The sequence below is a fragment of the Burkholderia sp. D-99 genome (assembly GCF_011605345.1).
Classification (GTDB): Bacteria; Pseudomonadota; Gammaproteobacteria; order Burkholderiales; family Burkholderiaceae; genus Burkholderia.
The window spans coordinates 1-12664 of the sequence record NZ_JAAOXM010000010.1 but is presented as its reverse complement, the minus strand read 5'-3'; the positions used below and the strand labels follow the sequence as shown (position 1 = coordinate 12664).

Annotated in this window: 13 protein-coding genes and 1 tRNA gene; 8 read left to right on the top strand and 6 right to left on the bottom strand. The window is 63.9% G+C overall.

From position 1 onward, the window contains the following. Positions 1-41 precede the first annotated feature (41 nt). From pheT to HAV18_RS28370, 3 genes are all read left to right on the top strand, one after another. Positions 42-2471, top strand: coding sequence for a phenylalanine--tRNA ligase subunit beta (gene pheT, locus HAV18_RS28380; protein ID WP_166962801.1), 2430 nt, complete (start codon positions 42-44; stop codon positions 2469-2471). Between the two features lie 72 nt (positions 2472-2543). Continuing rightward, on the top strand, positions 2544-2930 hold the full coding sequence (locus HAV18_RS28375; protein WP_034190156.1) for an integration host factor subunit alpha: 387 nt from the start codon (positions 2544-2546) through the stop codon (positions 2928-2930). A 60-nt stretch (positions 2931-2990) separates the two neighbouring features. Continuing rightward, the gene (locus tag HAV18_RS28370; protein WP_166962799.1) at positions 2991-3404 is read left to right on the top strand and encodes a MerR family transcriptional regulator; all 414 of its coding nucleotides are present in this window, start codon (positions 2991-2993) and stop codon (positions 3402-3404) included. An 81-nt stretch (positions 3405-3485) separates the two neighbouring features. Here HAV18_RS28370 and HAV18_RS28365 read toward each other — a convergent pair whose 3' ends face one another. Together HAV18_RS28365 and HAV18_RS28360 are read right to left on the bottom strand one after the other, a co-directional pair. After that, a complete protein-coding gene (locus HAV18_RS28365; RefSeq protein ID WP_166962797.1) occupies positions 3486-5696 on the bottom strand; it encodes a hypothetical protein in 2211 nt (736 codons plus the stop codon). A gap of 344 nt (positions 5697-6040) precedes the next feature. After that, positions 6041-6856, bottom strand: coding sequence for a tyrosine-protein phosphatase (locus HAV18_RS28360; protein ID WP_347814787.1), 816 nt, complete (start codon positions 6854-6856; stop codon positions 6041-6043). Between the two features lie 390 nt (positions 6857-7246). On the opposite strand from HAV18_RS28360, the gene HAV18_RS28355 reads away from it, so the two are divergent. From HAV18_RS28355 to HAV18_RS28340, 4 genes are all read left to right on the top strand, one after another. Beyond that, positions 7247-7960 (top strand): methyltransferase domain-containing protein, encoded by a 714-nt coding sequence (locus HAV18_RS28355; protein ID WP_166962794.1) that lies wholly within the window; start codon positions 7247-7249, stop codon positions 7958-7960. A 159-nt stretch (positions 7961-8119) separates the two neighbouring features. Next, a tRNA-Pro gene (locus HAV18_RS28350) sits at positions 8120-8196 on the top strand. Between the two features lie 140 nt (positions 8197-8336). Continuing rightward, positions 8337-9545, top strand: a complete 1209-nt coding sequence (bamC, locus tag HAV18_RS28345; protein WP_166962792.1) for an outer membrane protein assembly factor BamC — start codon at positions 8337-8339, stop codon at positions 9543-9545. Between the two features lie 526 nt (positions 9546-10071). Next, the gene (locus HAV18_RS28340) at positions 10072-10362 is read left to right on the top strand and encodes a putative quinol monooxygenase (protein WP_166963204.1); all 291 of its coding nucleotides are present in this window, start codon (positions 10072-10074) and stop codon (positions 10360-10362) included. 40 nt (positions 10363-10402) lie between these two features. On the opposite strand, the gene HAV18_RS28335 is transcribed toward HAV18_RS28340, so the two are convergent. From HAV18_RS28335 to HAV18_RS28325, 3 genes are all read right to left on the bottom strand, one after another. Then, positions 10403-10660, bottom strand: a complete 258-nt coding sequence (locus HAV18_RS28335) for a DNA-binding protein (protein WP_128842225.1) — start codon at positions 10658-10660, stop codon at positions 10403-10405. 136 nt (positions 10661-10796) lie between these two features. Continuing rightward, the gene (locus HAV18_RS28330; RefSeq protein WP_011351789.1) at positions 10797-11075 is read right to left on the bottom strand and encodes a hypothetical protein; all 279 of its coding nucleotides are present in this window, start codon (positions 11073-11075) and stop codon (positions 10797-10799) included. A 220-nt stretch (positions 11076-11295) separates the two neighbouring features. Beyond that, positions 11296-12012, bottom strand: a complete 717-nt coding sequence (locus HAV18_RS28325; RefSeq protein ID WP_166962790.1) for a YdcF family protein — start codon at positions 12010-12012, stop codon at positions 11296-11298. 156 nt (positions 12013-12168) lie between these two features. Here HAV18_RS28325 and HAV18_RS28320 point away from each other — a divergent pair, with 156 nt between their 5' ends. Further along, positions 12169-12486: a hypothetical protein gene (locus HAV18_RS28320; RefSeq protein ID WP_011351791.1), complete on the top strand. Its 318-nt coding sequence runs from the start codon at positions 12169-12171 to the stop codon at positions 12484-12486. 59 nt (positions 12487-12545) lie between these two features. On the opposite strand, the gene HAV18_RS28315 is transcribed toward HAV18_RS28320, so the two are convergent. Continuing rightward, positions 12546-12664 (bottom strand): transposase (locus tag HAV18_RS28315; protein WP_166962788.1); only part of this gene is annotated, 119 nt, incomplete at its 5' end.

Below are 12664 nucleotides of genomic sequence, written 5' to 3'. Positions count from 1 at the left end.
GGCCCGGGCGTCGATCTAACCTGTTTCGAACGTAGACATCCATGCAATTCCCTGAATCCTGGTTGAGAACCTTTGTCGACCCGCAGCTGACGACCGACGAACTGTCGCACGCGCTGACGATGGCGGGGCTCGAAGTCGAATCGCTGAGCAAGGCTGCGCCGCCGACGTCGAAGATCGTCGTCGGCCGCGTGCTCGAAGTCGTCAAGCATCCGGATGCGGACAAGCTCAATGTCTGCCAGGTCGACGCCGGCACCGGCGCGACGCTGAATATCGTTTGTGGCGCACCGAACGTCGCGCCCGGCATCAAGGTGCCGGTTGCATTGGTCGGCGCGGAACTGCCGCCGGCGGAAGAGGGTGGCAAGCCGTTCGCGATCAAGCTGTCGAAGCTGCGCGGCGTGGAGAGCCAGGGGATGCTGTGCTCGGCGCGCGAGCTGAAGCTGTCCGAGGACCACAGCGGCCTGCTGGTGCTGCCGGAAGACACGCCGGTCGGCCAGGACATCCGCGAGACGCTCAATCTCGACGACACGATCTTCGAAATCAAGCTGACGCCGAACAAGGCCGACTGCCTGTCCGTGTTCGGTATCGCGCGCGAGACGGCCGCGATCACCGGCGCACCGCTGACGCCGGTCGACATCCGCCCGGTGCGCGTCGAGCTCGACGAAACGCTGCCGGTGCGTATCGCCGCGCCCGATCTGTGCGGCCGCTTCTCGGGTCGCGTGATCCGCGGCGTGAACGCGCATGCGAAAACCCCGCAGTGGATGGTCGAGCGCCTCGAGCGTTCCGGCCAGCGCAGCGTGTCGGCGCTCGTCGACATCTCGAACTATGTGATGTTCGAGCTCGGCCGCCCGTCGCACGTGTTCGATCTCGACAAGATCCACGGCGGTATCGAGGTGCGCTGGGGCAAGCGCGGCGAATCGCTGAAGCTGCTCAATGGCAACACGGTCGAACTCGACGAAACGGTCGGCGTGATTGCGGATGATCGCCATGTCGAAAGCCTGGCCGGCATCATGGGCGGCGACAGCACGGCCGTCACGCTCGATACGACCAACATCTACCTGGAAGCCGCGTTCTGGTGGCCGGACAGCATCCGCGGCCGCGCGCGCAAGTACAACTTCTCGACCGATGCGGCCCATCGCTTCGAGCGCGGCGTCGATTACGCGACGACCGTCGAGCACGTCGAGCGCATCACGCAACTGATTCTCGAGATCTGCGGCGGCAAGGCCGGCCCGGTCGACGATCAGTCCGTGAACCTGCCGCAGCGCGCGCCGGTGAAGATGCGCGTGTCGCGCGCGAACCGCATCATCGGCGTGAAGATCAGCGCCGACGAGATCGCCAGCATCTTCACGCGCCTCGCCTTGCCGTTCGAGCGTGAAGACGACGCGTTCCTCGTCACGCCGCCGTCGCATCGCTTCGACATCGAGATCGAGGAAGACCTGATCGAGGAAGTGGCGCGCATCTACGGCTTCGAGAAGATCCCGGCGCGTCCGCCGGTCGCGACGAGCGAAATGCGCGCGACCAACGAGACGCGGCGCTCGATCCACGACATCCGTCACGCGCTCGCCGCGCGCGACTACGCGGAAACCGTCAACTTCAGCTTCGTCGATGCGGAGTGGGAGCAGGATTTCGCGGGCAACGACCATCCGATCCGCCTGCTGAACCCGATCGCGAGCCAGCTGTCGGTGATGCGCACGACGCTGTTCGGCAGCCTGATTTCCGTGCTGCGCCACAACCTGAACCGCCGTGCAGATCGCGTGCGCGTGTTCGAGGCTGGTCGAGTGTTCCTCGCCGATTCGTCGGTGAAGGCCGGCGAGCTGGCGGTCGAAGGTCATGTGCAGCCGAAGCGTGTTGGTGCGCTGGCGTACGGTCCGGCAGTCGACGAGCAGTGGGGCGTCGCTACCCGCGCAGTCGATTTCTTCGACGTGAAGGGCGATCTCGAAGCACTGCTCGCGCCTGCGGCCGCACGCTTCGTGAAGGCAGAGCATCCGGCCCTCCATCCGGGCCGCAGCGCGCGCATCGAAGTCGATGGTCGTGCGGTTGGCTGGATCGGCGAACTGCACCCGCGCCTGATGCAGAAGTACGAGCTGCCGCACGCACCGGTGATGTTCGAGATCGATGCGGACGCGCTGATTGCGCGTGCGCTGCCGGCACCGACCGATGTGTCGAAATTCCCGCCGGTGCGTCGCGATATCGCCGTTGTCGTCGATCAGGCGGTCGAGGTTCAGGCACTTTTCGACGAAATGAAGAAGGCGCTTGCCGAAGAGGCCTGCCGATTCGTTCAGAAGGTTGTACTCTTCGACGAATTTCGTGCAAAATCAAATACTTCCGGTGGTCTTGCCGCGCACGAGAAGAGCCTTGCCTTCCGCGTGACGCTGCAGGACGCGGCTGGCACGCTACAGGACGAGGTCGTCGATCAGGCGATCCAGACGCTGGTCGAGCGGATGGCTCGCGTCGGTGCGCGCCTGCGCGGCTAAGGAGGAGGTCCGCCCGCTCGCGGGCGGCCTTTTCCGATCGTAAGTTTTGATTTAACGCGCTGTATGGCAGATATGAACGACATGACCTCGAGTGAATTCGAAGCCCTCCTGACGGCGCAACGCAGCGCCATGAACCGCGACGCTTCGGCGCCGGCGTCCCCCGAGACGCCCACGCTGACGAAGGCGGAACTGGCGGAGCTGCTGTTCGACAGCGTCGGGCTGAACAAGCGTGAAGCGAAGGACATGGTCGAGGCGTTTTTCGAGGTGATCCGCGACGCGCTCGAAAACGGCGAAAGCGTCAAGCTGTCGGGGTTCGGTAACTTCCAGTTGCGCGACAAGCCGCAGCGACCGGGCCGCAATCCGAAGACGGGCGAGGCGATTCCGATCGCGGCCCGCCGGGTGGTAACCTTCCACGCGAGCCAGAAGCTGAAGGCGCTGGTCGAAAACGGCGCGGAGTAAGCCCCGCGCGCTGACGTCCCGCGCGGCCGCCGCGCACCCTTTACCGACGGTTAACCGACGATGACCACTACGGTTGAGAAAGTCGTCTTGCCTCCGATTCCCGCGAAGCGCTACTTCACGATCGGTGAAGTCAGCGAACTGTGCGGGGTCAAGCCGCATGTGTTGCGTTATTGGGAACAGGAATTTACTCAACTGCGGCCGGTGAAGCGGCGTGGCAATCGTCGGTATTACCAGCACCACGAAGTGCTGCTGATCCGGCGGATTCGCGAGTTGTTGTACGAGCAGGGATTCACGATCAACGGTGCGCGCAACCGGCTCGATTCGCCGGGCGGCGAGCGGGCCGCAGCGGCACCCGTCGAGCCGGAGGCACAGGCTGCTGATGCACGCACGCCGGGCAAGCCGGGCGCAACCGTCGACGTCATTGCATTGCGGCAGGCGCTGCTCGATGTGATCGATGGACTGAAGCACGATTGAGCGCGAAGTGCGAAGGATGAAATGAAAAGCCCGGTTGGCGATATGCCACCGGGCTTTTTGCATGGATGTCGGGCACGCGCATCAACGCGATGCGAGCGGGTTCCTTTGCCCCATGTCGACGACCAGCGTGCCGTCCGGCAGCATCCGCACCGAGCCCTGCGCAACCTGGCTGCGGTAGCCGTACAGGTCGAAACGCATCGGACCGGCCTCGGCCGAATTCCTGATCAGTGCGCGCACGTTCAGTTCGAGCACGTTGAACATCTTCATGTCGCCGCCTTCCATCCACATGTAGCTCGGCGCATCGATCTGCGGCCGTTGCGGCGCGGGCGAACCTGCCACGCGCCTGAACGTGAGGCGCAGCCCGTCGCGCTCGACGGTTGCCTGTCCGAGCTTGCCGTTCAGCACGGGTGGCGGGAACACGGTGTACTGGTCGAGCACGAGCGTGTCGCCGCGCAGTTCCGCACCGCGACGCTGCAACGGCGTCAGCGACGCGAGCTCGATGCCGAGCGAACGCAGCAGCTTCGCCTGCGGAATGCCGAGCACCGATACCTGGGATGGCTTGAACGCGAGGTGCCGGTCGTCGAGCACGGACAGCGAGCCCTTCATGTCGGTCGGGAGCCAGACGCCCGGCACGTGGTTCCACAGCTTGATGCCGCCCTGGACACGCAGGTTCGTGCCGTCCGCGCTCAGTTGCAGGTCGTTGAGCGAGCGCGGCGAGTAGTCGAGCAGATAGTTGTTGAAGAGCGCGGACATCGCCTTCCACGACTCGACGACCGTACCGCCGAGAATGCGGATGTCGTACTGGTTCGGGTCGTCGAGATCGACGGGTTCGCCGGGCCGCTTCGATACGAGTTCCACGTCGAGATCCTCGACGTGGAAGCCGATATCCCCGGACAGGTTGAAGTCGACGTTGCGCAGATGGATCGTCGGGTTGCGGTTCGACACGTGCCGTTCGTTGAACGGCGTGGTCGACGTGCGCCGCATCGCGACCTTCTGCATGCCCGGGTGAGCGATGTTCGCCGCGAGTGCGTAGGCTTCCCAGTGCTGGCGTACGTCGCGCAGCGCAGTCTGCTGCGCGGCGAGGAAGCTGTCGTTCAGGCGCGCGGCTGCGTTGCCGAGCAGTGCGCCGCTGGCCGGGCCCGCGTACGAAGGCATCCGGATCGCCATCGCACCGCTTTCGTCGAAATTGAAGTAGCCGGCCGACACCTGGTCGCGATAGTGATACAGGTCGAACACGAAAGCCTGGTCACGCTTCGCCGGATCGACCGGACCGATCACGATGTCCGCATTCATCGGCATCGAGCGCATGAACTTCACGTCGCCGCCGCGAATGTACATCGCCTGCTGGGGTGCATTCGCGGGCATCGCGAAGCCGGCATGCGTGCCGTCGTCGAGCTTCAGGTCGAGGCCGGCCGGCGTCACGCGCACTGCAGTGATCGTGAGCTTCAGGCGCGGCGGCGGCATCAGCTTGTCGACCGACATCACGAGATCGTCGCCGGCGAGTTGCGCGATCGGCGTCTGGACTTTCAGCAGGTCGGCCATTTTCACGTTGGCCGCGCGCATCACCGGCTGCGCGTTGATGCCCGATACGCGCACACCCGTCGGATGGAACACGAGCTGGCTGCCGTCGCGGATCGCAAGCGTGCCGGTCAGCGAGAACGGCACCCAGCCGTCACGCTGCATCTCGCCTTGCAGGTGAATCACGCCGTCGCCGGCCGACACGGCGAGCTTGCGCAACGGCGCATTGCGGTAGCCGAAGATGTAGGTGCTGAAGAGCGCGGTCAGCTTCGCGTTGTCGAGCGTGACCGTGCCTTCATGTACGTCGATCTCGAAACTCGTCGGATCGTCGAACACCATCGGCGCGCCGGCCTGCGTCGGCACGAGCGTGGCTGACAACTGATGGATGAAGAAGCCGAGGTTGTTGACGATGCGGAAATCGACGTCGCGCAGGAACGTCATCGCGCCGTTCTGGCCCGAGTCGCGCAACGTGAACGGGCGCGGTTGCGTCAGGCTGATCGATGCAAGCGACGGCACGGTGCGTGCGACCTGCTGTTCGCGCGCGAGGCGTTCGGCTTTGGTGCGTTCGATCTTCGTCGACGCGACCGACGCGTTGCCGTCACGCTGCGCCGACGATTCCGCGCAACCGGCACACAGCAGCGCGAGCGCCAGCATGCCGCAGCCGAACACGCGGGATGTCCTCGGCGAGATGGGGCGGGCCGCGCGTTGCGGGCCGGAAATCCAGTCGAAAATTGCCAAAGGCGAGCGATGGCCGCGCCGGACCGCATTCCGCATCGTCTGTCTCCATGTCTTGTCGTGATCGACGGCGGTGCGCGCCATTGCACGGCACGAGCGTCGACGCCGTGCAGTGTGGCATAGCGCGCTAGAGCGGCGTTACCAAACAACGGGCGCGTGGGCAGGGTGGGGCGGCGTGCTGCGGGACAACGGATTCGGGGTGATTGGGCGACCGGATCAAACGGTCGTTTGGTTTGCACGGCCGGTCGGCGGCGGCAGTCGTTGCGCCGCGCAAACCCGCTCCAGCCTTGGCCGGTGCGGGTTCTTCCGGATACGAGGTGCAGCGGCCGCTGCGGTCGAAACGCGGATGCGATCCGGCCCCGTCGAAGCGGCTTGCCGGTGGATCAGACCAGCATGTGCTGCCGGATTGCGTTCAGCGTTGCCTGGTCGAGTTGCAGGCCGTTCGCGATATACGACGCCATCGAGCCGTACGACGCGGTGACCTGATCGAATGCCGCCTGCAGATAGTCGGCGTGCGCGCCTTGCAGTGCGGTCATCATATCTGCTGCATTTTGTCCGCCGGCTTTTTGGGCCTGGGAGACGGAGGCGGCGATTTCGGCTGCGCTGTACGCGTTGGTCAGCAGGTAGTCGTCGACGATCGTTTGCTGCGGGACGCCGACGATCGTGTGCAGGATGGCGGTTGCCCAGCCGGTGCGATCCTTGCCGGCCGTGCAATGGAACACCAGGTTTTCACCCGTGCCGGCGAAGCCGGCGAACAGCGCGTGATAGCTCGCATGCGCGGTGTCCGACGTCACGAACGCGCGGTACATGCGCAGCATGAAAGCGGTCGCGGTTGCTCCGCTGGTCGGGAGCGGATCGATGCTGGCGGAGCCGAGCACGTTGAGGTTTTGCCAGGCGGCACCGGCGAGCGTCACATCCGGTTGCGTCTTGATTTCGGCGGGCGTGCGCAGGTCGCAGATCTGCTTGATGCCGAGCGTGCCGACGGTCGCGACGTCGGTGCTGGACAGTGCGAGCGCAGACGAGCGATAGATCACGCCTTTCTTCATCTTCGCGCCGCCGGTCGTTGCATAGCCGGTGCCGTCCGGCCCGGCCGTGTCGCGAAAGTTCGGTGCCGAAGCCAGCCGCGGCGTCGTGACCGGTGCGACCGAGATCGAGTCGCCGCCGCATGCCGATAGCAGGGACGTGCTCCCCAGCGCCACGCCTATCGTGCCGGCGCTCAGCCGGAGAAATTGTCGACGGGAGATTTCGTTTTTCTGATGCATTCAATGCCCTTTGTCGAAGACGGTTACAGGACGTCGCGACCGCGGGGTGACCGAAGCCGCCTCCTGTCTCGCGCAACGCGGCAAAGCCGGGCGGGCCGGATCGATCGGCATGCAGTCGGACGGTTCGCCGGGCGCGTCGATCTCGCGCCGGCTAACCGCACGGTAGCGATTTACGGTGAATCGTCCATCGTCCTTTTTGATGAGAGACGCATGCGGATCGCCGACGCGGGCCGTGCATCAACGGATGCGATCGGTGTTGACGGCGAGGTAAGATCGGCATCAGTGGCTGGTTCGATCACAACACGGTAGCCATCACGGGGAAGCGCCATGGACCTGAAGGAAGTCGACGTACTGGGTGCGGGGGTAGGCGATCACTGGTACTACGCGTCGAAGGCGAGTGCGATCCGACGGTTTCTGGGCGGGGCGGGCGCGAACCGGATCCTCGACGTCGGTGCAGGCTCCGGCTTCTTCTCGAAGCACTTGCTGGAGCGTACGCAGGCGTCGGAGGCGTGGTGTGTCGATACGAGCTACGCCGACGATACTGACGGCGAGACGGCTGGCAAGCCCATCCACTTTCGGCGCTCCCTCGATCGATTCGATGCCGATCTCGTGTTGCTGATGGACGTGCTCGAGCATGTCGACGACGATGTCGGTCTGCTCGCGCACTATGTGACGGGCGCGCCTCCCGGCAGCCGGTTCCTGATCACCGTTCCCGCGTTCCAGTTCCTCTGGAGCGGACATGACGATTTTCTCGAGCACAAGCGCCGATATACGCTGGGCAATCTCGAGGATGTGGTGCGTCGCGCGGGGCTCGACGTCGAGCACGGCGCTTATTACTTCGGTCTCACGTTTCCGCTGGCGGCCGCGTTGCGGCTCGGCGAGCGCGTGCGTCGGCAGCCGCGCGCGCCGGCATCGCAACTGCGCCGTCACCATCCGCTCGTCAACGGCCTGCTCAAGACGATCTGCCGCATCGAGTTGCCGATGTTCCGCTTCAATCGCGTCGCCGGATTGACGGTCATCTGTGTCGCGCGCAAGCCGTGAATGCGATGCGGGGCCGTGCGGCCGGTGTGCAGGTCGCTAGGTCATGCGCGGCGTTGGTTTCATCTGGGTCGTCACGCCAAAAAATTTCACAAGAACATTCACAAAATGCATGCGACCCGATTCTAAATCGGAAAAGTCTCTGTTATACTTTTCTTCTTTCGGGGCGTAGCGCAGCCTGGTAGCGTACCTGCATGGGGTGCAGGTGGTCGGAGGTTCAAATCCTCTCGCCCCGACCAGACAAGAACCCGCGTCGGCTTAGGCTGACGCGGGTTTTTTCTTGCCGGTCGCTTTTTTGCACATCGCGGCGCGGCCCCGGTAAAATCCAAGGTTGATCCACGGAAAGCGCCGTGATTTAGCGGAAGAGGATTCCCCGAACATGACTGATCTTCGTCTTACCATGCGGTTCGCTGCAGTGCTCGCCACCGGCGCGCTCGTTGCCGGTTGCGGTACGTCGTCGCCCACGAAAGTGGACTACAAGAGCGATTCGAAATCGAAGGAAGCGTCGCTCGCAGTGCCGCCCAACATGCTCGACGAGACGGCCGATCAGCGTTCGCTGCCGCCCCAGGGCGGCGCGACTTCCCTGTCTGCGCTTCAGCAGGTCCAACGGGCGGCGCCTGCGCTGGACACAGTTGCTCCGGCCGTGACCGGCATGCATATCCAGCGCGACGGCACCGAGAGCTGGCTCGTGATCGACGGCAAGCAGCCTGCCGACGTCTGGCCGCAGGTCCGCCGCTTCTGGCAGGAGCAGGGCTTCCTGCTCGTCGTCGACCAGCGCGACAAGGGTGTGATGGAAACCGACTGGAACGAAACCCATCCGCAGATCAACGATGGCCTGATCCGCAGCGTGATCTCGAAGGCGATGGGCAACTCGTACGTGACGGCCGAGCGCAACAAGTACCGCACGCGTCTCGATTCGGCGCCGAATGGCGGCACCTACGTGTTCATCAGCCAGAAGGGGATGCGCGAAGCGATCACGGGCTCGAACAACGATTCGAGCAAGTGGGAAGCGAAGCCGAACGATCCGGCACTCGAGACCGAGTACCTGAAGCGGCTGATGGCCGTGCTCGCGCAGAACGAGCAGCGCGCGAAGAATGGCGAGCCGCCGATCGCGAACATCAAGGACAACACGGTACCGAAGGACAAGAAGGCGGACACCGACGCATCGTCGAAGGCGGCTGCAGCGATTGCCGCGCAAAACGTCAGCCGCACGTCCGCGCAAGGCAACGATGCGGCCGACGCGGCCGTGCCGTCGGAAGTCACGCTTGGCGAGCCGTACGACCGGTCGTGGCTGCACGTCGGTCTCGCGCTCGACCGTGCGAACTTCACGGTCGACGATCGCGATCGTTCGAAGGGTCTGTATTTCGTGCGCTATGTCGATCCGAAGGACCTGACTTCGGCTGAGCAAGGCTTCTGGAGTCAGCTGTTCCACGGCAAGAAGGAAAAGCAGGCGAAGCAGTACCGTGTCAACGTGAGGGCGCTCACGGACGACCAGACGCGCGTGGCAGTCGTCGACGATTCGGGTGCGATCGACACGTCGTCACCGGCTCGCCAGATCATGGGGCTGCTCGTGAATCAGCTCCGCTGATTTCGGCGTTTCTCCGCGCCAGTGAAAAGCCCGCCGCATGGCGGGCTTTTTCATGGCCGCTCGCCGGCGCACACGTGAGCCGGAGGTTCGGTCCCTCCTCGTGACGTTACGTAACATCCGCGCGTTACGGCGGCAAAACACATGCCGTATTGTCGTCGGTTAAAAATTTGTCCTTATAAATCAATAAGGTGGCTGGCTTGCTTTGGCTGGCACGCAACCTGCTTTATATGTTGGAATTGTTGAAACAGGGAGGATGGCGTCAGATACCGGGGGTGCGCCGCGAGCGCCCGATCAACGGTATCGACGTCTTCGAATGCCGGCGTGACCAGCGTCGGCGCAACTGATGATGATCCGCGCCAGCGTGCGGATCTCGATGGCCCCGTCGCCTATCCTCGTAGGGCGACGGTTTCGCCCGCGCTTCTCTGAAGCGCGGGCTATTTTTTTGGGGCCGTCGTGCGGTGCCGTGCTGACGCAGTCGACGCACGATTCGCGTATTCTCGGACTTTTCCAGATGAAGGGAGGCGGAATGCCGGAAATTGCAGTCGTGGCGCTGATCGTGGCGAAGCCGGGCGCCGAGGAGAAGTTGCGCGTCCAGCTCGAAGGGATCGTCGAGCCGACCCGCAACGAAGCAGGTGCATTGCAGTACGACCTGCACCGTGACCTGAAGGAGCCGGCGCGGTTCGTATTTGTCGAGCGCTGGGAAAGCGAGGAGGCGCTTGCTGCCCATGCGAACTCCGCGCACATTCTCGCTTATCGCGAAGCGGCCGCGAACTGGATCGAGCGTTCCGAAATCCGCGTGCTGTCGAAGCTCGTCTGAGCCGGGTGGGGCGACCGGACGTGTCCGGTCGCGGAGTGTGTCAGTGCGACGTGCTGGGGACGTCGAGGATCAGGATGATCGTCCAGTCGGCGTCGCCGTCGTGATGATACTGGCGCTCGGCGACGATGAACGGTTGCTGCTTGCCTTGCGGGCCGAGGAAAAGCACATCGCCCTCCATCGGCAGGCACTCGATCGGCGGCAGCGCGAGGAACGCGTCGGTCGAGCCGCGGGGCATCAGTTGCTTGATCTGGCGAGTGGCGGCTTCGGTCCACTCGATGTCGAGTTGAATGTTGCTCATGCTGTCCTCCGCACCGGGGTGCGCACGGGTGGAAAATTTCGGTGCGCGACTTTAGCACAGCGCACGGGCGCCGCAACCAAAAAAGCCGAATCCGGTTGCCCGGATTCGGCTTTTTGCTTGTGCGGTGCCGCCAAATTTACTGGCTGGCAGCGTCTGCGGCCTTGGCAGCCTTCTTGCCGGCCTTCTTCGCGGCAGCCTTGTGGTGAGCAGCCTTCTTGCCGTGGTGATGCTCTTCCTGCATCGCCGGCTGTGCGGCTTCGGCCGCTTGCTGCTGCTGCAGCGCCTGTGCGCGCTGCTCGATCTCGGAGATCTTGGCCGGATCGGTAATCGTCTTGATTTCCGTGCTCTCTTGCGCATACGCTGCGCCAGTCAGCGCCGACATCGCTACCAGGATAGCCAGGGACGTCTTCTTCATTGCTTTACCTCCGCTAAGTGGTGATGAACCCGAGTGTTGCCGTTTTGTCTGGCGACTGCAATCGAGTGCGTGTCGAGTGTAACAAAAGTGACGGATCAATGTGCATCGGATCGCGGCGCGACGCAAGGCCCCGTTGAAGTCGCGCAACACTTCACGCACTTCGTCACGCGCCTGCCATCGTCGCCGCCGCAGTCATTTCCGCTCCGGTTTCCCGCAGCCGTCAGAACCACCCGAGCCATCGATAAACGTGGAATTGCGCGATGCCGACCAGTTCGTGCAGCGCCTGCTCGGCGTTGGCCACATTGCGCCAGCGCGGCAGCCAGCCCGTTTGCGCGCGCCGGCGATTCGCATAAACGGGCTGCGGGTCGATCCCGAAGCGGTGGAAATCGAGCAATGCGCGGCGCATCTGGTATGACGAAGTGACGAGAATGCGTGCGTCGTCATACTGTGAGCGTAGTATAGGTGCAGTGAATTCCGCATTTTCGTAGGTTGTGCGGCTATCCGGTTCCAGAACGAGGTCCGCGGGAGCGATGCCTTCCGCGATGAGCTGTCGCCCGTAGACGGCCGCCTCGGTTTCGCCGTGATGCTGCGGGTCGCCGCCCGACATCACGACGGTGCAGTGCTCGGCCTGCTGGCGGCAGGTGCGGTAGAGCGCCGCGACCTTGTGGATGCGGGCGGCTCCGTCAGGTGGCGGCCGCAGCCCGAAGTCGGTGCGCTGCGTCCCCGCGCCGATGAGAATCAACGTGGTCCGCCCGTACATTGCCGGGTGCTCGACGGGTACGACGCCCGCCTCGGTCCAGGCGATCAGCGGCGCGGTGAGCCAGCCAGTCGCGAGCAGCCAGAACAGCGCAACGGCGGCGATCGAGATGATTCTCCGCCGCTTGCGGCAGAGCATGAAACAGATGAAGAGAAGTACAAATGAATCGAACAGAATCAATTTGATTGGGGTATGGTGTCTTTTTATGGACGGCTGACGATCCGGCCCTGACGCGACGCCGAACGTCGGCCTCCAGAATCGGTGGCGGTATCGGCGGGCGGAGACCCGCCCGGCGCGCCGCTTCGCATTGTCGCTGCACTTTAAGAAAGAATCGAGATGGCCACGTATTCCAACGAAGCGGTGCTCGACGCATTGAGACGAGTGCAGTACCGCCAGGTACCGTGGGCACGCCGCCCGGGTGTGTTCGAGTATCTCCGTTCGCTCGGGCTGATGGACACGGTCAGGCAGAAAACCGTCGCCCCCGCGCCGGGCTTCCACGCACCGGTCGACATTGCCGTGCTGACCGAAAGCGGTCGAGCCGAATTCTCGCGCCTCGAGCGCGACGAGAAACTACTTTCCTGGACTGATCGCCGCATGGCCGACTACGCATTGAGCGAAGCGAGTGCCGTGGCGATTCTCGAAAGCCGTCTGTAGCGGTCGATCGTCCCGCCGCACGCATCGCCGCGCGGCCGGCGATGCCCCAAAAAAAAGGTTCATCGAGGATTACCGGGGAACGCGGCGCGGATCTTGAGGAAGAAGTATTCCTCGTCGCGGTACCCGTAAGCTCGACGCTTGATGACCTTGATGGTGTTGTTGATACCTTCGACGACGC